This is a genomic window from Protofrankia sp. Cj5 (assembly GCF_917627405.1).
Lineage (GTDB): Bacteria > Actinomycetota > Actinomycetes > Frankiales > Frankiaceae > Protofrankia.
The window spans coordinates 12,953-32,007 of sequence record NZ_CAKJTO010000060.1 but is presented as its reverse complement, the minus strand read 5'-3'; the positions used below and the strand labels follow the sequence as shown (position 1 = coordinate 32,007).

Sequence of the window (19,055 nt, the reverse complement as noted above, 5' to 3'; positions counted from 1 at the left end):
ACCCCGAACTCCCGGTCGCTGTCCATCCCGATCGTGTCCGCGTGGGGCAACACGAACGGATCCTCATCACGAGGGGCGAACTGGGCGAACTCCAGGCCTTCCTTGAAGTCGAGCAGGTGGAACCGCAGCTGCTCGGGCGCGTAGCGAGCGGCCAGGCCGTACACCACATCAAGCAGCAAGGTCGACTTTCCCGCTCCGGCCTGTCCCCCGACCAGCGCGTGGACCGTGTCGTCGTCGAACCGCAACGTCACCGGGCCGTCTGGGCCGAACGCCACCGGAACGGCCAGGCCGCCGGCGGCATCGAAGCTCCACAGCGTCTCGGGCAGCAGGGCGCGTGCGTTCAGCGGCCGTACAGCCTCGTCGGTCGCGGCGGTGGCCACGGCCTCGGCCACCGCGGCCACCAGGCTGGGGGGAGGCGGCTCATCCAGGTCGCATGGAAACGTGCCCGACAGTGAGCAGCGCCAGCTCAGCTGGTCGCGGCCAGCCTGGCGGGGGCCCGCGGCGGCAGGGCTCCCGGTGCCGTGGGTCAGCCACAGGCTCTCGGCGTTCGCCAGGGTGTCCTGCCCCCGCCGGACGGCGGTTGCCGCGGCGCCCTCCTCCACCAGCGCAATGACGTGCACACCGCACGCGGGCCCCTGGGCGGCGACCGCGGCCAACGACCGGGCCGCGTCATCGGCCAGGGACGGCCAGGCCAGCAACACCAGCAGCCGCCAGGGCTCGGCCCGGGGCAGACCGGCGGCTTCCCGTTCCCGCAGCGAGGCGAAGCGGCCACCGAGCCGGTCGACCGTGATGCGTCCCACGTCCGTGGAGAGCTCGGCGAGCACGCCTTCCAGGCGGGTCCGGGTGGTGATGGTGGGGCTGACGACCCCGGCGGCCCGCAGCGCGGCGAACCCCGCAAGCCCCGCGCCCAGCTCATACGGGTCGTAGACGACGACCCGCACCGACCCTGCCGGCGCCGCCGCGAGAACACGGGTGAGCAGGCCGCGCACGACACCGAGCCCCTCGCCACGGTGGTCGCGGTCCACCACGATGCGCAGGTTGGCGCCGTCGAGCAAACTGACAGCAAGCGGGACCTCGGCGGCGGCCCCGCCGGGTAGCAACGGCGGGACGATCACCTTGCCGACCCGCCACAGGCCAGGCCGGTAGGGCTCGTCCACACTCGTGCGCGCGGACCCGGGCTTGCCGGGCACACCCGGCGCCGGGTGCCCGGCAAGCCCGGCCGGGCGGATCGGTGTCCACACCGGTGCCGACCAGTCCGCGCCAGCCAGCGCGGACGCCTGCCCACGGGCAATCACGGCCGCGGTACTGATCGCGATCGGCACCCGCTCAGCCGGCGCGGACACGGCCTGCCAGGCGCCATCGGAGCGGCGGGCCCGGTCGAGAGCGGATGTATCCGCCGCCGTAGCATGCGTGTCCGGTTGGACCGACTCGACCTCGTCCGCCAGCGCCTCCAGCTGGTCGGCGAGGCTCAGGGCTTCGCCGAAGCATGCCTGGATGCCGGTGACCAGCGTCCGCACTCGCCGAGCGCCCGGCACCGCGACCTCCCCGCGATCAAGCTGATGGCACGCCGATGGTGGTGCGACGTCTTTGCCGACCAGTGACCTACCGGTAGAACCAACCTAGCGACGAGATCCGACGGAGGCGGGGTTTTCCCCTGACTGGACGGGCTTGCGCCGATGTGACGCTACCGGACGAGGTCATCGCCTCATGCTCCCCGTCCCCGCGGGCCCGGTCCAGGAACATCGCCCCCACTCGCGGGTGCGTCGCTCCCGGCCGCCGTCGGTTCAGCCGGGCCACCGGCTCAGGCCGAGCTCCGCCGGCCGCGCCGGTCGGCCAGCTCGTCCCCGGGATGACCGACCACGGCGTGTGCCGGGGGCCCGGCCGGTTCCGGGCGCTCGGGACGCTCGGTCGGCAGCTGGGACAGCTGCCCGCGCATGTCCCGCAGGGCCCGGCCGACCGCGATCGCGAAGACCCCCTGCCCTCCCTGGACCAGGTCGATGACCTGATCGTCGGAGATGCATTCGTACACCGTCGACCCATCGCTGACCAGGGTGACCTCGGCAAGATCCTCGATCCCGCGGACACGCAGGCAGTCGACGGCGGCGCGGATGTTCTGCAGGGAGACTCCCGCCTCCAGCAGTTTGCGCACGACCCGCAGCACCAGGACATCCCGGAAGGAATACAGCCGCTGGCTCCCCGAGCCCGTGGCGCCGCGCACGCTCGGCAGGACAAGCCCGGTACGGGCCCAGTAGTCGAGCTGCCGATAGGTGATCCCCGCGGCGGCGCACGCGGTGGGCCCCCGGTAGCCGACATCGTCGCCAGGAGGTTGGGGAAGATCGTCCGGGAAGAGCTGACCTTGCTCGATCATCGCCGTCCGATCATCGCTGTCGCCATCCGTCCAACCGGCTCCTGGACCCACCGGGCACCCCGCTCCACGACCGCCGCTCACGATCTCGCCGAGGGCGTGCCCGTAACCTCGACTCGACGGTAAGAGCCCGTGACGGCCGCATCAATGATCAGGATTGACGTGTCCCGCGGCGGTACGAAAACGCGTCGATCCCAACCCTGTAAGGATAGGATCGCACACGTGCCGCAACGGCCCGCGAAGCCGTCGCCACACGCGTCTGGCTCGCGATCCATCCGCCCGGACGCCGCTTCCTGATCGAACGCCCTGTCCTCGGGCGCTCTTCTTAGGAACCCGGTGTGTTGAAGTCCTCCGGTGAGATCGTGTCCAGGAACTCCCGGAACTTCTCCAGCTCGCTCTCCTGCTCCTGTTCCTGATCTTCAGGCACGGTGATGCCAGCTTCCGCAAGCACCGACTCCTCGCCGTAGACAGGCGCACCCATGCGCATGGCCAGCGCGATGGCGTCCGACGGCCGGGCCGAGACCTCGATACCGTTCCCGAACACGAGCGTCGCGAAGAACACGCCGTCCTGAAGATCGTTGATCGTTACCCTCGTGAGTTCCGTCTGCAGGGCCTGCAGCACATCACGCATAAGGTCATGGGTCATCGGACGAGCGGTCGTGATGCCTTCCTGCGCGAACGCGATGGCGGTCGCTTCCACCGCGCCAATCCAGATGGGCAGGTAACGCTCACCTTCGACTTCCTTCAACAGGACGATCGGCTGCTTCGACGGAAGCTCGACACGAACGCCGACGATGTCCAGCCGATGCACCGATCTACCTCCTCGCACAGGTGAGCAGGACAGGATGATCTGAGTGGAAACTGTAGATGCCCACCGGGTGACACTATCCCCGTCGCTGGAGTTCGTCAGCGTGCCTGGTGCTTCCGGAAAGATCGGTCACTGTGGACGTCTTCCGCCTCAGTTCCCACGATAGGTGCCCGCCCGCGCATCGGCCCGCGCGCGCCTGCCCGCAGGACACGCCAGGCCAGCCTCATCCGCTCGGCCCGGCCCGCAGACGCGAGCGCAGCAGCGCGGCGTGCAGCCGGACCAGCAGGCCCGCGAGCTCGTCCACGGTGTCCTGCGCGTGTCCACAGAGACGGTCACGCTGGCCTCGCAGGGGTGCCGCCACCTGTTCGATCAGGCCGGCTTCCCGGTCGGCCGCGACCCGTGAGGAGCGCAGATGACGTGCCTGGATCCCGAAGGCGCTCAGCGCGGCGAACGTGCGCGCGACCGCCAGCGCGTCCCCGTCGAAGTAGCTACCGCCCGGACGGGGGGCGAGCAGCCCGTACTGCTCGAGTTCGACGAGCTGGTCGTCGGTGACGCCGGTGACGGCGAGCAGCTCTCGCCGCGACATCCGCACCGTCTCGCCGGCCTCGACGATCATGTCCAGGACGCGGGGCGGGGGTGGTGGCACCGCACGGGGGCCAGGCCGTTCACACGGCTGCTCACCCCGGTCGAGGGACTCCAGCTCTTCTTTGATCACTCGCAGCGGCAGGAAGCGTTCCCGCTGTGCGCCGAGTACATAACGTAGCCGGACAACGTCATCAGGTGAGTACTTACGATAGTTCGCAGTGGTACGAGCGGGCACGACAAGACCTTCCGCCTCCAGATATCGAATCTTGGACAGCGTCACGTCGGGATAATCCAGCCGCAGCCGGTCGAGCACCTCGCCGATGTTGAGCGTTTTCGCGGTGGAACCACCCGCCGACGCCCGAGCGGGCATCGGCATGGGCGATGTCGCGGCTTGACCGGCGTTCATCGATGGGACCCCCGGTTCACTGGTGCCCCCCGCCACCCGTCGCCATGATCGATCCAGTCAGGAACACCAGCCGGAACTTGCCGATCTGAACCTCGTCACCGCTGGACAGCTCGGCCGAGTCGATCCGCTCCCGGTTGAGGTAGGTGCCGTTGAGGCTGCCGACGTCACGCACGGCGAAGCCCTTCGTGTACGGAGACCGATGGAACTCGGCGTGACGGCGGGACACGGTCACATCATCGAGGAAGATGTCACTTTCCGGATGCCGGCCCGCCGTTGTCAGATCGGCGTCCAACAGGAAGCGGCTGCCCGCGTTGGGACCCCGCTTGACCACGAGCAAACCGGAGCCCGGCGGCAGCGCGTCAACGGCGGCGACGGCGTCCCGTTCGGTCGACTCATCGACGTGATCGCCCTCGATACCCGACAAGGCGGCGGCAAGATTGAGCGTGGAAGTCTGCTCGGCAGGTCGTTCCGGCGCGACGGGTTCACCTGGACGTACCAGTGGCGACCCGCACCGCGCGCAGTACAGCGCATCGGTCGGGTTCTGCTGTCCGCACCTCGTGCAGAACACGGTCGCGTCTGCTTCCTGCCGGACCACCGCGGGCGCGGTTGGGTCGGCCGCTCGGGCCACCTTCCTGGGGTGGCGAAAGATTTGTTTCCTCCTCGGAGACACCCACCCACCACGCGGACGTCCCCGAAGCCGGAGGGGATGGCACGGACCGTGACATCCCGGCCTCGCACCGCCCTCCCGGCGCACAATGAGGCTAGTGCATCGGGTCCACTACCGCGAAAAGAGAGGGGGCTGGTTACGCCCGCATAACGTTGATCTGACCGGTAGGCTACACGGGCAGATCCTTTCTGTTGCTGCCGGGCGCTCTCAGGTTCCCTGCACATGCTGGGCGTAGGCGACGGCGTCGAGCAAGGCCGCGGTCGCCTCGGCATCGTCGACCGCCACCTCGACGAGCCATCCTTCACCATAAGGATCGGAGTTGACCAGCTCAGGGGTGCTGTCGAGCACTTCGTTACGAGCGATCACCTCGCCGGAGACCGGAGCGTAGACGTCAGAGACGCTCTTGGTGGACTCCACTTCGCCGAACGGCTCACCTGCCCGCACCCGGTCGCCCACCGCCGGCAGTGTCACGAACACGATGTCCCCGAGCGCATCCTGCGCGAACGAGGTGATACCCACCCGCGCGATGTCGCTGCTCACCCGGATCCATTCGTGCTCCGTGGTGTATTTCAGGTCCTCCGGGTACACCGGGTATCGCCTCCCAGTTGTCGGTTCCGCTGTCGGTCCACAGCGTCGGACGCGGCTTCCGGCAGCCCTGGGAAGGTCATCGCGGCGCGCTGGAGCCGTGGCCATTGTTCCACTCTTCCGCTCTTCTTCCACCCGGCGGGGCAGCGGACCGGCGGGGCGAGCGCCGGCCGCGTCAGCCCTCGGCACCGACCGCCCGCTGTGAACGATCATCGTCGGTGAGATCACCGGCCGCGAACAAGGCGCTCCAGTAGTCCAGGAGCTGTTCCGCCGTGGTGGCGTCGGGGCCCTCGGCCCACAGATGGGTGACAGCTTCAGCCGGGTCGGGGAGCACCAGTACCCACGAGCCATCCGCCAGGATCACCCGGACGCCGTCGGTGGTGTCGATCGTGCATCCGCTGTCGGAGTCGACCGCCTCCACCACTCGCCGCATCACCATGCCCTTGGCCGCCCACGGCGTCGGCACGGATCTGCGCAGTACCGACACCGCCGGTATGCGCGCGTCGATGGCGCTCAGGGTCAGCCGGGTCCGGGCGACCAGAGCCGCCAGCCTGACGAACGCGGCCAGGCCGTCGATCGCGGGGGTGAACTCGGGCACCACGAACCCCCCGCGGCCGTCCGCGGCGAACACGACGTTCGCCGCGGAGGCGGCCCGGGTGAGGTCGGCCGCTGACAGCGACGTACGCCGCACCGTCAGCCCATGGAAGCGGGTCACCTGATCCGCGACCCGAGTGGCGGTGACCGGCAGCGCCACCTCGGCTCCCCGGTTCTCCGCCGCGACAAGATCAAGAAATACCAGCAGCGCCCGCTCGTCGTCGATCAGGTCGCCGCGTTCGTCCACGATCGTGATGCGGTCACCGGCGTTGTCGAAGCGGACGCCGAAGGCAGCCCGCGAGCTGGCGACGAGCGCGCCGAGACGGTCCAGCGCGCGGCGGCGATCGGCCGGCGTCTGGGCCGGGACGGTCTCGTCCAATCGGCCGTTGACGGTGAGGACATCCACCCCGAGCCGTCCCAACAGGGTGGGCAGCACCAACGAGGTCGCTCCCCCGGCAGGGTCGATCACGATTTTCAGGTTGCCTTCGGCCAGACCCGAGATGTCCACCTGGTCCAGCAGGTCACGGGTGTAGATGTCGGCGGTCCGGGCGGGGAAGCGCAGCTCCCCGATCTCGCTGGGAAAGGCCCGCCGGAACTCCTGGCGGCTGACGACCCGGTCGAGTGTGCGCTGTGCGCCGAGTGAGAGATCAGCGCCCTCGGCATCCATGAAGCTGATGTCGACCCGTTCGGCGTCCCCCGGCGTCGTGCGTACCATGACGCCGCCGGCCGCGTCGGAGGTGCGGACGTCGAAGCGGGCCACCGGCATCGGCGCGACCTCCAGGTCCCGTACGTCCATCGCGCTCGCGGTAAGCGCGCTGATCACCGCTCGCTTGAGTGCCCTGGCCGCCCGGGAGCTGTCCCGGACCGTGGTGACTGTTGATCCTTTACGCAGGGTCGTGGCATAGGCGCTGGCGAGGCGGACGGCCAGTTCGGGTGTGATCTCGACATTGATCAGCCCCGATACCCCCCGTGGGCCGAACAGCGAGCGCTGCCCGCGGGACTCCCAGATGACGCTGGTGTTGACCACAGCACCAGCCTCGATGGTCTTGAACGGGTACACCATGACGTCGTTGGAGACGAACGCCTCCTCTTCGATCACGCACTCGTCACCGATCACGGCGCCCTCTTCGACCCGCGCGGCCCGCAGCACGTCGGTGCTCTTGCCGATCACACAGCCCCGCAGGTTGGCCTGCGGCCCGATCAGGGCGTTGTCCTGGACGACCGCCCGGTGCAGGAAGGCGCCCTGTTTGACCACCACGTTGCTGCCGATGACGGTGAACTCACGCAGCTCGGCACCGGCCTCGACCTTCGTGTAGTCGCCGATCACCAGCGGGCCCGACAGAACCGCCTCCGGGTGGACGTCGGCGTCCCGGCCGACCCACACCCCCGGCGAGACCTCGAAGCCGCCGATCTCCACGTCCACCTGGCCGTTGAGCACATCAGCCTGGACCCGCAGGAAGCTGGGAATGGTACCGACGTCCTCCCAGTAGCCGTCGAGCGCGTAGCCGAACAGGGGCGCGCCAGCGGTGAGGAGCTTCGGGAAGACATCTCCCGACCAGTCCACCGGCTCCCCGGGCGGGACGTGGTCGAGAACCTCCGGTTCCATCACGTAGATGCCGGTGTTGACCGTGTCGGAGAAGACCTGTCCCCAGGTGGGCTTCTCCAGGAACCGGACGATCCGCCCGTCGTCGTCGGTGATGACGATCCCGAACTCCAGGGGATTGGGAACGGACTTGAGCGCGACCGTGACCAGCGCGCCCTGCTTGCGGTGGTAGGCAACCAGCGCGGTCAGGTCGATGTCGGTGAGCGCATCGCCGCTGATCACCAGGAACCGGTCGTCACGCAGGGCGTCCTGCGCGTTGCGGACGCTCCCGGCGGTCCCCAACGGCGTGGTCTCGGTCGCGTAGGACAGGTGCATCCCCAGCTCGTCGCCGTCACCGAAGTACGTCCGGACGTGCGCCGCGAGGAACTGCACCGTCACCACGGTCTCATCGAAACCGTGGTGCTTGAGCAACCGCAGCGCATGTTCCATGATCGGGCGGTTGACGACGGGGAGGAGCGGCTTGGGCTGGTTGGCGGTCATCGGGCGCAGGCGCCTCCCCTCACCGCCCGCCATCACGACAGCTCTCACCGGCCCACCTCCGCATCCGCCCGGCCAGCCTCGCCGGGGTGCGTCCCGGGCGGCGCCGAGGGCTCGCTGTCGTTCCCCGCCCGCGCGAGCTGGCGCACCTGCACCCAGTAGAGGATTCCGGACCACCAGTACAGAGCGGCGCCCCAGCCAGCGAACGCCCACCCGAGCGGACGCGCAACAGTGGCAAGCCAGGTGTCACCCGCTGACAGCAACAACAGCGGGAAGGCATAGAGCAGGTTGAACGTCGCGGCCTTGCCCAGATAGTGCACGGGCAGCGTGGGGCCGTAGCCGAGCCGCCGCAGCACCGGCACGACCCCCATGATCATAATGTCCCTGCCGACGAGCAGCGCCGCGAACCACCAGGGAACGATGTCGCGCAGCGTCAGCGCAATGATCGTCGCCAGGATGTAGAGACGGTCCGCCAGCGGGTCGAGCACAATCCCGAGCCGACTGGTTTGCGAGAGCGCCCGGGCAAGCTTGCCGTCGAGGTAGTCGCTCACGCCGGCGAAGGCGAGCACGGCGAGCGCCGCACCGTCAGCCTTGGGGCCCAACGCCAGCCACAGAAAGACACCGACCCCAGCCAGCCGCAGCGCGGAGAGCAGGTTCGGGATGGTCAGCACCCGGTCGGACGGATGGATCGCCGTGGTCACCCTCGACACCCTTTCGCACCCAGATGCGCCCGCGTGGAGCCTGACGAGGCCGCCGCCACGGTGCACAGCCACCGTACGGCATCGTCAGCGGCGCCGCCCTCGCCCACGGGCCGCCGGGCCCGGCGGCCGGCTCGCGCCCATCACCCGGACCGCCCGTCAACCATCACATCACCCGGCCAACGTAGTACGTCGAGGTCCAGATTGGCACCAGTGAGACGGTCCGTCCGGTCTCCGGGGCGCTCCACACGTACCCGTTACCGGCGTAGATCGCGACATGGGTGATGTTGCTCGGGCTCCCGAAAAAAATCAGGTCGCCGGGCTGCTTGCCGGCCTGCGGCACCCGCAGCGAGGCGGCGAACTGCTGCTGGGCGGTACGCGGCAGAGAGCGCCCGAGCTGTTTGAACACGTACTGCACCAGGCCGGAGCAGTCAAACGCGTAGGGCCCCTCCGCCCCATACACATACGGCTTGCCCCGTTGCAACGACGCGAGGTAGACCGCTTTCGCCCCGATGGAGCTGCCTGGGACAGCCGTGGCCGCACCCCCGGCCGCCAGGCCTCCGAGGGCGCCGGCCGGGCCGGTGGGGCTGCGCACAGTCACTGTGGTCGCACCGGCCAGGGAGGGACGCAGGACGTTCGTACCGTCGAAGACCGCGGTGAGGGTCGTGGTCGACAGCAGGCGCGTACTGATCGTCGCGGTTCCGGTGCTGTTGGTCTGCAGCTGGGCGGTGGTGGTCCACTGCGGGCCGTTTGCCACCGCGATACGGACCCGTTGGTTGGTGACGGGACGCCCCGTCCCGACCTCCATGGCGCGGACGGTGAAGACGACGGGAGCATTCGGCGCGACAGTTGTCTGATCGGCGACGATCGACACCGAGGTGAAGGTCGGATCTGGATTTCCGATCTTGCCGGCCAGACCGGTGGTGGATGCGGTGAGGGTGGCTCCGTGCGCGCCACCACCGACCATCGCGGCGCTGTCGACGGTGGCCGCTGCCGCGGTCACCGGCTCCAGTGCCACGCTGGCGCCCGTGCCGGGCATCGTCGCGGCGAAGCCGGCCGTCGATGCGGCCAGGGTTCCGGTCGTCACCGCGGCGATCGTGGCGACTCGCCGGGTCTGTGGGCTGAGGCGGACACGCCAAGGGGTGAGCTCGTCGCCGTCCGCACTCATGGGCGCCTGGTCACGGTGGCGACCGCGACCGGCCTGCTCGCCGTCCGCGGGGAGCCGGGTCACGCCACGTGGAAGCAACGCGCGTCCTTCCCGAACGCCCGCGAGGCAGAACGTCGACATGCCGCGGACCGGTGCCGCTGGCACGCCTCAAGGCACCGACCAAGAAGGAGAGCCCGGTCGGTGACCATCAGGGCTGCGAGATCTCGCTCCTGCCCCTGGCTGCTCGGAGGGGACATCGGGCCGGGGCAGGACTGGGCGTTTCGGTCCGACGCGTGTGTTCGAGAGAAAATATTGATCTTTATTGAGGAAACGAAGGTGTCAGCTCCAAAAGATATCGGGTGGCTCGTACGGGCAGGCAATGCCCCCAAACCCAACAGTTGGCAATATTCAACCGGTGGCCTGGTGCAGTCATTGGGTTGCGGTCACGTACCGGCCGGCGGCCGGCACGTGACCTTCAGTTTCCCCGCGACATACCCCCGGTGGGTACATAATTCCGGTGGTACCCGCCCCTGCCGCCGAGCGCTCTTCGAGAGCTCGGCGGCAGGGGACGCGGCGTCGCGGGGCTGGGGCACGCACCTCGCCGCGTTGTCGTCGGTCGCCACCCAACACCAGGGTGGCTCCCTCCGCCGCCTCGCGATGCACGCACCCCAGCCCCGCTCCTTGACCCACACCCCTATTGCCGAGCGCTCGTATGACATGCCGGCGGCAGAGAACGGGGATCTTCCGGGTTGCGCGCTGAAAACGCCCCTGGCGGCCGCGTGCCCGTGATCCCTGCCGTTTGCGCCGGAAGTATCAGGACAGCAGGGAACGCAGCACGTACGGCAGGATGCCGCCGTTGCGGTAGTACTCCGCCTCCCCCGGCGTGTCGATGCGGACGATCGCGTCGAACCGCTTGTCGCCGGCCCGCACGACCAGGGTCGCGGTCTGCTCGTCGACCTGGGCGAGCCCGCGGATGGTGAAGATCTCCTCTCCGGTCAGGCCGAGCGAGGCGGCGGACTCCCCGGGCGGGAACTGCAACGGCAGGACGCCCATCCCGATGAGGTTGGATCGGTGGATGCGTTCGTACGACTCGGCGATCACCGCGCGGACGCCGAGCAGCGAGGTGCCCTTGGCCGCCCAGTCACGTGACGAGCCCGAGCCGTACTCTTTGCCCGCGAGTACCACCAGCGGCACCCCGTCGGCCGCGTACCGCTGCGCCGCGTCGTAGATCGACAGCTGCTCGCCGTCGGGCAGGTGGCGGGTGACGCCGCCCTCGGTGCCGGGGGCGAGCCTGTTACGCAGCCGGATGTTGGCGAACGTCCCACGGATCATCACCTCGTGGTTACCGCGTCGGGAGCCGTAGGAGTTGAAGTCCTTCGGGTCCACCCCGTGCTCGACGAGGTACCGGCCCGCCGGCGAGTCGGGCTTGATGGATCCGGCGGGCGAGATGTGGTCGGTGGTCACCGAGTCGCCGAGCAGCGCCAGCACTCGGGCGTCGACGATGTCCGGGCGTGGCGTCGGCTTCGCCGGCATCCCCTCGAAATACGGAGGATGGCGGACGTAGGTCGAGTCAGGTGCCCAGCTGAAGGTCTGGGACACCGTGCCGCCGTCACCGGTCGGCAGGGACTGCCACCGTTCGTCACCGCTGAGGTCGCCGTAGTCCTCGGTGAACATCTCCGAGCGGATCGCGTCGCCCACCACGGCGGCCACCTCGACCTCGCTCGGCCAGATGTCGCGCAGGTAGACCGGGTTGCCCGCGGTGTCGGTGCCCAGCGGGTCGTTGAGCAGGTCGATGTCCATCGTGCCGGCAAGGGCGTAGGCGACGACGAGCGGCGGGGACGCCAGGTAGTTCATCTTGACGTCCGGGTTGATCCGGCCTTCGAAGTTGCGGTTGCCGGACAGCACGCTGACCACCGCCAGGTCACCGGCGGCCACCCCCTGGCTGATCTCCTCCGGTAGCGGCCCGGAGTTGCCGATGCAGGTGGTGCACCCGTAGCCGACCAGGTTGAAGCCGAGCTTGTCCAGGTAGGACGTGAGCCCGGCGCGCTCGTAGTAGTCCATGACGACCTTGGAGCCCGGTGCCAGGGTGGTCTTCACCCAGGGCTTCCGGGTCAGGCCACGGTCGACGGCGTTGCGGGCGAGGATCGCCGCCCCCACCATCACCTGCGGGTTGGATGTGTTCGTGCACGAGGTGATGGCCGCGATGGCGACCGCACCGTGGTCGAGGGAGAAGCTGGTGCCGTCCGCGAGAGTCACCGGGGTCGGGTTGGACGGGCGTCCGCCGAGATCACTGGAAGTACCCGCAGCTGCCTTTGCCGGACCGGCATAGTCGGCGAGCGCGGTGCGGAACGCGGCCTTGGCGGTGCGCAGCGGCACTCGGTCCTGCGGGCGCTTGGGGCCGGCCAGCGAGGGCTCGATCGTGGACAGGTCGAGGGTGAGGGTGGTCGTGTAGACCGGCTCGCGACTCGGGTCGTGCCAGAGGCCCTGCTCCTTGGTGTAGGCCTCGACGAGGTCGATCTGCTCTTTGGGTCGACCGGTCAGCCGCAGGTAGGCCAGGGTCTCCGCGTCCACTGGGAAGATCGCGCAGGTCGAGCCGTACTCGGGGCTCATGTTGCCGATCGTGGCCCGGTTGGCCAACGGGACGTTGCCCACGCCCTCGCCGTAGAACTCGACGAAACGGCCCACCACACCGTGCTTGCGCAGCATCTCGGTGATCGTGAGAACGAGGTCGGTAGCGGTGGTCCCGGCTGCCAGTTCTCCGGTGAGCTTGAATCCGACCACCGTCGGGATGAGCATGCTGACCGGCTGGCCGAGCATGGCGGCTTCCGCCTCGATGCCGCCGACGCCCCAGCCGAGCACCCCCAGGCCATTGATCATGGTGGTGTGGCTGTCCGTGCCGACCAGCGTGTCGGGGTAGGCGAGTGTCCCGTCGGCGGTGTCCTTGGTGAAGACAACGCGGGCGAGGTGCTCCAGGTTGACCTGGTGGACGATCCCGGTGTTCGGGGGGACGACCGTGAAGTTGTCGAAGGCGGCCTGGCCCCACCGCAGGAACTGGTAGCGCTCACGGTTACGGCTGAACTCCAGCTCGGTGTTGCGCGCGAAGGCGTCCGGCTGGCCAAAGACGTCAGCGATGATCGAATGATCGATCACCAGTTCCGCTGGCGCAAGCGGGTTGATCTTTGTCGGGTCGCCGCCGAGCGCCGCCATGGCCTCGCGCATCGCGGCGAGGTCGACCACGCACGGGACACCGGTGAAATCCTGCATGATCACGCGGGCCGGCGTGAACTGGATCTCCTGGCTCGGCGCGGCGGCCGGGTCCCAGGACGCGAGCGCGCGGACGTGGCCGGCGGTGATGTTGGCGCCGTCCTCGGTGCGCAGCAGGTTCTCCAGCAGGACGCGCAGGCTGTAGGGCAACCGGTCAGCTCCGGGAACCGCGTCCAGCCGACGGATTGTGTACCTGCGGTCGCCTACCTTGAGATGACCCGTGCTGCCGAAACTGTCCATATCTCCTCCTCGCCGCGTTTCCTCGCGGACCATCCTGGCGTTCACTCCAGGAACTACCCGGCTCGCTGGGCCCGGGACCAGTAATATCCTATTTACTTAGTATTGCTAAGGATATACCAGAAGATCAGTCGCCGCGTGCGAGGCTCCTGAAGTGTGGCGGCGCACCGGATATGTCATCTAACTGATAGTAATAAGAGGCTCCGGCAATAGGACGTTCGATCAGGGAGCGGCGTCCGGGTGGATGGATCGCGCGGTGGCGGAGGGAGGCGCCCTGTGTGGGGCGTCGACCGACGAGCCGGGGCACCCGTGCATCGCGCGGCGATGGACGGGGAGCGATGACGCGAGGCGCCGACCGGGCGGCGCGAGCCGGACACTCCTATTGCCGGATCCGCTAAACGTGGGTACGGTCAGGCGTTCTCGAGGAGATCCGGCGAGACACTCGCCTCGGTGTTTGGCAGCCCGAGCGCGTGCGCCCGCTTATCGGCCAGCGCAAGCAGCCGCCGGATCCGGCCGGCGACCGCGTCCTTGGTCAGCGGCGGGTCCGCGAGCGCGCCCAGCTCCTCCAGGGAGGCCTGGGCGTGCTCCAGGCGCAGCCGTCCGGCGGCGAGCAGATGCCCCGGCGCGTCGTCGCCCAGAATCCTCAACGCGGCCTGGACCCGGGCACCGGCCGCAACCGCCGCGCGCGCGGAACGGCGAAGGTTGGCATCGTCGAAGTTCGCCAGCCGGTTCGCGGTTGCCCGCACCTCCCGGCGCATCCGCCGGTCCTCCCAGGTGAGCAGGCTGTCATGCGCGCCGATTTTTGTCAGCAGCACGCTGATCGCGTCACCGTCCCGGATCACCACCCGGTCAACCCCGCGCACATCCCGGCTCTTGGCCGCGACACCGAGCCGGCGGGCCGCGCCGACCAGCGCGAGCGCGGCCTCCGGCCCCGGCGACGTGATCTCCAAGGAGCAGGAGCGGCCCGGCTCGGTCAGCGAACCGTGGGCCAGGAACGCCCCGCGCCACGCAGCCGCGGCGTCGCAGGACGCGCCCGTCACCACCTGCGGCGGCAATCCCCGCACCGGTCGGCCTCGCTGGTCAAGCAGCCCGGTCGACCGCGCCAGCTGCTCACCGTCACGCTCCACCCGGACGATGTAGCGCGCCGAACGGCGCAGCCCACCCGCGGCGAGCACCGCGATGCCCGACGGGAAGCCGAACACCTCCGCGATCTCGCGGCGCAGCCTGCGGGCGGTGGCACCCGCGTCGAGTTCGGCCTCGACGACGATGCGGCCACGCACGATGTGCAGCCCGCCACCGAAGCGCAACAACGCGGCCATCTCCGCTCTGCGACAACATGGCTTCGCCACCCGCAACCGGCTGAGCTCGTCCTTGACGGTGGCGGTCATTGCGGCCACACGAATCATTCCTCACCTTCACGAGCGGAGACGGTGGCCGCGGGATCGCCGCGCACCGCATCGTCTGAAACCAGCTTGTCGGCCGCGGCCGCGGCCGGACCTGGCCGGGCGCCGGAGCCGGCCCCGGTCATGCCGGCGAACACCGCCTTGAACGCGGCGGCCAGCCGTCGCGGGTCATGGCGCGGCTCACCGGGGTAGGCGACCGGTACGAGGTGCAACCGCGCTCCCAGATCGGCCGCGGCACGGGCGAGCGCACCCGGCTCACCGACCGCGTCACGGTCCGCGATCACGACATCGAACAGGAGGCCCGGCGCATGCTTCCCGATGACCCGCAGATGCGCCTCGGGCGGATAACCGGCGGTCTCACCGGGCTGCGGCACCAGGTTCAGGACCACGACGCGGCGAGCCGGCGACCCGAGCAGGCGCTCGGTCATCTCGGGCACCAGCAGATGAGGCAGCACGCTGGTGTAGAGCGAACCCGGGCCGAACACCACCCACTCGGCCCGCTCGACGGCGTCCAGCGCCGGTGGGCACGCCGGGGGCGTCGCGGGCTGGAGACGCAGGCTCCGGACCCGCCCGGCGGTGGTAGCCACCTCCGCCTGGCCGTGGACCTCGACGACGGCGGCCGGCTGAACCGGGTCGAGTCCGGCCACCTCGGCGACGATGTCGATGCCCGCGTCCGACAGCGGCAGCACCCGCCCGGCGGCCCCCAACAGCCTGGCCGCAAGGTCGAGCGCGGCCACCGCGGAGCCCTGGCGTTCGGCGAGCGCCGTCAGCACCAGATTACCGACAGCGTGACCGGCGAGCGGGCCGCGACCACCGAACCGGTGCTGGAACAGCTCCGCCCAGGTGGCCGACCAGGTGTCGGCACCGGCGAGCGCGGCCAGCGCCATGCGCAGATCACCCATGGGCAGCGCTCCCAGCTCGTTCCGGAGCCGTCCCGACGATCCACCGTCGTCACCTACTGTCACGACAGCGGTGAGATGCTCGGTGATGCGCCGCAACGCCCGCAGGGACGCGGCCAAACCGTGGCCACCGCCGAAAGCCACCACCGCGGGACCGGTACCCGTCACTCTCGCCCCAGATCACGATGGACGACCCGGACGCCGACGCCGTCGCCCGCGAGCCGCGCGGCGAGCTGTTCGGCCAGGGCCACACTGCGGTGCTTGCCACCGGTGCACCCGACCGCGAGTGTCAGATAACGCTTACCTTCCCGCACGTACCCCTCCCCCACCAGCCGCAGCAACGCCGCGTACTGGTCGATGAACTCCGCTGCCCCTGGCTGGGCGAGAACGTAGTCACGAACATCTGGATCACGGCCGGTGAACGGTCGCAGTGCCTCCACCCAGTGCGGATTCGGCAGGAACCGGCAGTCGGCCACCAGGTCGGCGTCCAGCGGCAGACCGTACTTGTAGCCGAAGGAGACCACCGTCGCGTTCAGGCGGTTCCCGCTCGGCTGGCCGAACGCGGTGTCAATCTTGGCCCGCAACTCGTGGACGTTGAGATCGGTGGTGTCCAGGACCAGGTCCGACTCGCCGCGCAGCTCCGCCAGCAGCGCGCGCTCACGGCTGATGCCGTCGACCACCCGCCCGTCGCCCTGGAGCGGATGCGGCCGGCGGACGTGGTCGAACCTGCGGACCAGCGTCTCGTCCGCGGCTTCCAGAAAGAGCACCTGCGGATGCATGCCACGGGCCTCGAGCGCGTCCAGCGTCGCGCGCAGGTCGGAGAAGAACGCCCGGCCGCGGACGTCCACGACCACGGCGATGCGATTGACCGCGCCCTGTGACCGCAGCCCGAGTTCGGTCATGGTGGCCAGCAACGCCGGGGGGAGGTTGTCAACAACGAACCAGCCGAGATCCTCCAGGCACTTGGCCGCGGTGCTGCGGCCCGCTCCGGACAGCCCGGTGATGATGGCGAGGTCAAGCGGCACGGCGGAGGTCATGTGGGAACACCCCAGGTTGACGTGGTATCGGAACCGGGTCCAGCGGTGGTGGTGCCGGCCGCGGCGGCTCCCGATGGCCCCGATTCGGGCGCGGACACCGCGGGCGGGGGCACCGGCGCGGTTCCGTCAGTCCCAAGAATTTCCCCCGTGTACGGGTCGACCGCGGGTGCGGCGGCCGCCACGGTTCCCGGTCCGGCCGCGGCCAGCGCGTCCACCACGGCCTGGGCTGTCCGCCGGCCGATGCCCGGAACCTCGGCGATCTGGTCGACCGTTGCCCGGCGTATCCGAGCGAGCGAGCCGAACGTCGCCAGCAGCGCTTTGCGGCGTGTCTCGCCGAGCCCCGGCACGTCGTCGAGCAGCGAATGAACCATGGCCTGGGAGCGCTTCTGGCGATGATAGGTGATCGCGAACCGGTGCGCCTCGTCCCGGATCCGTTGCAACAGGTACAACGCCTCGCTGGTGCGGGGCAGAATAACCGGATCATCCTCAGCCGGCAGCCACACCTCCTCCAGCCGCTTGGCGAGCCCGCACAGGGCGATGCCGCCGGGGCCGCTGTCGATACCGAGCGTGTCCAGGGCTCGGCGGGCCGCGGCGACCTGCGGGGGACCGCCGTCGACAACGACCAGGCTGGGCGGGTAGGCAAAACGCCGTGGCTGGTCCGTGACCGGCTCCGGCGGGGTGCTGGACGGGCTCGCCAGCCCGGCGACGTCCCCGGTGCGCGCCTGCTCGGCAAGGTAGCGGCTGAACCGCCGGCTGATCGTCTCGTACATGCTCGCGACGTCGTCCTGCCCGTCCACCCCGCGGATGGCGAACCGCCGGTACTCCGACTTGCGGGGCAGGCCGTCCTCGAAGACGACCATGCTCGCGACGACGTTGCTGCCCTGCAGGTTGGAGATGTCGAACGACTCGATCCGCAGCGGCGGCTCGGCCAGGCCGAGCGCGTCCTGGATGTCCGACAGCGCCCGGCTGCGCGCGGACAGATCACCGGCCCGTTTCGTGCGATGCAGGGTGAAGGCCTGGGCCGCGTTGCGCTCGACGGTCTCCAGCAGGGTCCGCTTGTTCCCACGGCGAGGAACCCGCAGGTCGACCTGGCTGCCGCGGGCGGCACTGAGCAGCGCGGCCACGGCAGCCGCGTCCGGCGGGAGCACCGGGACGAGCACCTCTCGCGGGATCTCGTTGGCGGCGCCGGGACAGGCGAGCCCGCCGGTCGGGGCCGAGCCGGTCGGGGTAGTGGCCGCGGGGGCGGCCTGTGACAGGTACTCCTGGGCGAGGAACTGCTCGACCAGCTCCCCCGTGGTCAGCTCCTCGAGCTTGTCGACCACCCAGCCGCGCTGGCCGCGGACCCGGCCGTCACGCACGTAGAAGACCTGGACGGCGGCTTCAAGATCGTCCTGGGCGAACGCGATGACGTCGGCGTCGGTGCCGTCAGGCAGCACCACGGCCTGTTTTTCCATGGCCTGGCGCAGGGCGCCGATGTCGTCCCGCAGCCGCGCGGCGCTTTCGTACCGCTGCTCCGCCGCGGCCTGCGCCATCTCGCGTTCGAGCGTGCGGATGTACCGGTCGGTCCGCCCGGACATGAAGTCGCAGAAATTCTCGACGATGCGACGGTGCTCGGCCTCGTCGACCCGGCCCACACACGGTGCCGAGCAGCGGCCGATGTAGCCGAGCAGGCAGGGGCGGCCCATCTGGCCCGCGCGCTTGAACACGCCCGCACCGCACGTACGGGCCGGGAAGACACGCAGCAGGAGATCCAGGGTCTCCCGGATGGCCCACGCGTGGGGGTACGGACCGAAGTAACGGACGCCGGCGCGCTTGGGACCGCGCATGACCTGCAACCGGGGGAACTCCTCGTGCAGCGTCACCGCGAGGCTCGGGTAGCTCTTGTCGTCCCGGTAGCGAACATTGAAGCGAGGATCGAACTCCTTGATCCAGGTGTACTCGAGCTGAAGCGCTTCGACCTCCGTCGACACCACCGTCCAGTCGACCGCACTCGCGGTCGTCACCATGTGCTGAGTACGGGGGTGGAGGTTGTGTATATCGGTGAAGTAGGTTGACAACCTGGCGCGAAGGTTCTTCGCTTTGCCCACGTACACCACGCGGCCGTGCTCGTCGGAGAACCGGTACACCCCCGGTGTCGCCGGAACCGATCCCGGCGCGGGACGGTAGGACGCCGGATCAGCCATGAACCGAGCCTACGGCGCGCCGGACAGCCATTGAACAACGCCTCCACGTAACCATTTCATCACGCTGGGCACCTGCTCTTGAAGGGCGGCCATGACC

At 69.5% G+C, this 19,055-nt stretch carries 14 protein-coding genes; all 14 read right to left on the bottom strand.

The annotated features are described in order from the left end of the window. Nucleotides 1-1,535 (bottom strand): FtsK/SpoIIIE domain-containing protein (locus tag MJ777_RS14240; RefSeq protein ID WP_255724072.1); only part of this gene is annotated, 1,535 nt, incomplete at its 3' end. Nucleotides 1,536-1,801: 266 nt separating this feature from the next. Beyond that, nucleotides 1,802-2,368 carry a MerR family transcriptional regulator gene (locus tag MJ777_RS14235; RefSeq protein ID WP_239309470.1) on the bottom strand — a complete coding sequence of 189 codons (567 nt, stop codon included), beginning with the start codon at nt 2,366-2,368 and terminating at the stop codon, nt 1,802-1,804. Nucleotides 2,369-2,690: 322 nt separating this feature from the next. Beyond that, the gene (locus tag MJ777_RS14230; protein ID WP_239309468.1) at nt 2,691-3,176 is read right to left on the bottom strand and encodes a bifunctional nuclease family protein; all 486 of its coding nucleotides are present in this window, start codon (nt 3,174-3,176) and stop codon (nt 2,691-2,693) included. Nucleotides 3,177-3,396: 220 nt separating this feature from the next. Continuing rightward, nucleotides 3,397-4,164 carry a MerR family transcriptional regulator gene (locus MJ777_RS14225; RefSeq protein ID WP_239376721.1) on the bottom strand — a complete coding sequence of 256 codons (768 nt, stop codon included), beginning with the start codon at nt 4,162-4,164 and terminating at the stop codon, nt 3,397-3,399. A gap of 16 nt (nt 4,165-4,180) precedes the next feature. Continuing rightward, nucleotides 4,181-4,732: an FHA domain-containing protein gene (locus MJ777_RS14220; RefSeq protein WP_239309464.1), complete on the bottom strand. Its 552-nt coding sequence runs from the start codon at nt 4,730-4,732 to the stop codon at nt 4,181-4,183. 306 nt (nt 4,733-5,038) lie between these two features. After that, a complete protein-coding gene (gene gcvH / locus MJ777_RS14215) occupies nt 5,039-5,419 on the bottom strand; it encodes a glycine cleavage system protein GcvH (protein WP_239376719.1) in 381 nt (126 codons plus the stop codon). A gap of 172 nt (nt 5,420-5,591) precedes the next feature. Next, a complete protein-coding gene (locus MJ777_RS14210) occupies nt 5,592-8,126 on the bottom strand; it encodes a mannose-1-phosphate guanyltransferase (RefSeq protein ID WP_239309478.1) in 2,535 nt (844 codons plus the stop codon). 11 nt (nt 8,127-8,137) lie between these two features. Further along, nucleotides 8,138-8,791, bottom strand: coding sequence for a CDP-alcohol phosphatidyltransferase family protein (locus MJ777_RS14205; RefSeq protein ID WP_239376717.1), 654 nt, complete (start codon nt 8,789-8,791; stop codon nt 8,138-8,140). 163 nt (nt 8,792-8,954) lie between these two features. Beyond that, complete coding sequence (locus MJ777_RS14200) at nt 8,955-10,076, bottom strand: C40 family peptidase (RefSeq protein WP_239309477.1); 1,122 nt, start codon at nt 10,074-10,076, stop codon at nt 8,955-8,957. A 672-nt stretch (nt 10,077-10,748) separates the two neighbouring features. Next, nucleotides 10,749-13,439, bottom strand: a complete 2,691-nt coding sequence (gene acnA, locus MJ777_RS14195; protein WP_239376715.1) for an aconitate hydratase AcnA — start codon at nt 13,437-13,439, stop codon at nt 10,749-10,751. Nucleotides 13,440-13,846: 407 nt separating this feature from the next. Next, on the bottom strand, nt 13,847-14,842 hold the full coding sequence (gene whiA / locus MJ777_RS14190) for a DNA-binding protein WhiA (protein ID WP_239309455.1): 996 nt from the start codon (nt 14,840-14,842) through the stop codon (nt 13,847-13,849). Beyond that, nucleotides 14,839-15,906 (bottom strand): uridine diphosphate-N-acetylglucosamine-binding protein YvcK, encoded by a 1,068-nt coding sequence (yvcK, locus tag MJ777_RS14185; protein WP_239309453.1) that lies wholly within the window; start codon nt 15,904-15,906, stop codon nt 14,839-14,841. The genes whiA and yvcK overlap by 4 nt, the downstream gene beginning before the upstream one ends. After that, nucleotides 15,903-16,775, bottom strand: coding sequence for an RNase adapter RapZ (gene rapZ / locus MJ777_RS14180; protein WP_239309451.1), 873 nt, complete (start codon nt 16,773-16,775; stop codon nt 15,903-15,905). Before rapZ ends, yvcK begins: the two co-directional genes overlap by 4 nt. After that, nucleotides 16,772-18,958, bottom strand: coding sequence for an excinuclease ABC subunit UvrC (gene uvrC / locus MJ777_RS14175; protein ID WP_239376713.1), 2,187 nt, complete (start codon nt 18,956-18,958; stop codon nt 16,772-16,774). Before uvrC ends, rapZ begins: the two co-directional genes overlap by 4 nt. Between the last annotated feature and the right edge of the window lie 97 nt (nt 18,959-19,055).

Bases quoted from the DNA above. Each gene is read 5' to 3' on its own strand.
- MJ777_RS14210 (WP_239309478.1), bottom strand. From the start codon at position 8,126: ATGGCGGGCGGTGAGGGGAGGCGCCTGCGCCCGATGACCGCCAACCAG.
- MJ777_RS14225 (WP_239376721.1), bottom strand. From the start codon at position 4,164: ATGAACGCCGGTCAAGCCGCGACATCGCCCATGCCGATGCCCGCTCGG.
- rapZ (WP_239309451.1), bottom strand. From the start codon at position 16,775: ATGACCTCCGCCGTGCCGCTTGACCTCGCCATCATCACCGGGCTGTCC.
- whiA (WP_239309455.1), bottom strand. From the start codon at position 14,842: ATGATTCGTGTGGCCGCAATGACCGCCACCGTCAAGGACGAGCTCAGC.
- acnA (WP_239376715.1), bottom strand. From the start codon at position 13,439: ATGGACAGTTTCGGCAGCACGGGTCATCTCAAGGTAGGCGACCGCAGG.
- uvrC (WP_239376713.1), bottom strand. From the start codon at position 18,958: ATGGCTGATCCGGCGTCCTACCGTCCCGCGCCGGGATCGGTTCCGGCG.
- MJ777_RS14235 (WP_239309470.1), bottom strand. From the start codon at position 2,368: ATGATCGAGCAAGGTCAGCTCTTCCCGGACGATCTTCCCCAACCTCCT.
- MJ777_RS14200 (WP_239309477.1), bottom strand. From the start codon at position 10,076: ATGTCGACGTTCTGCCTCGCGGGCGTTCGGGAAGGACGCGCGTTGCTT.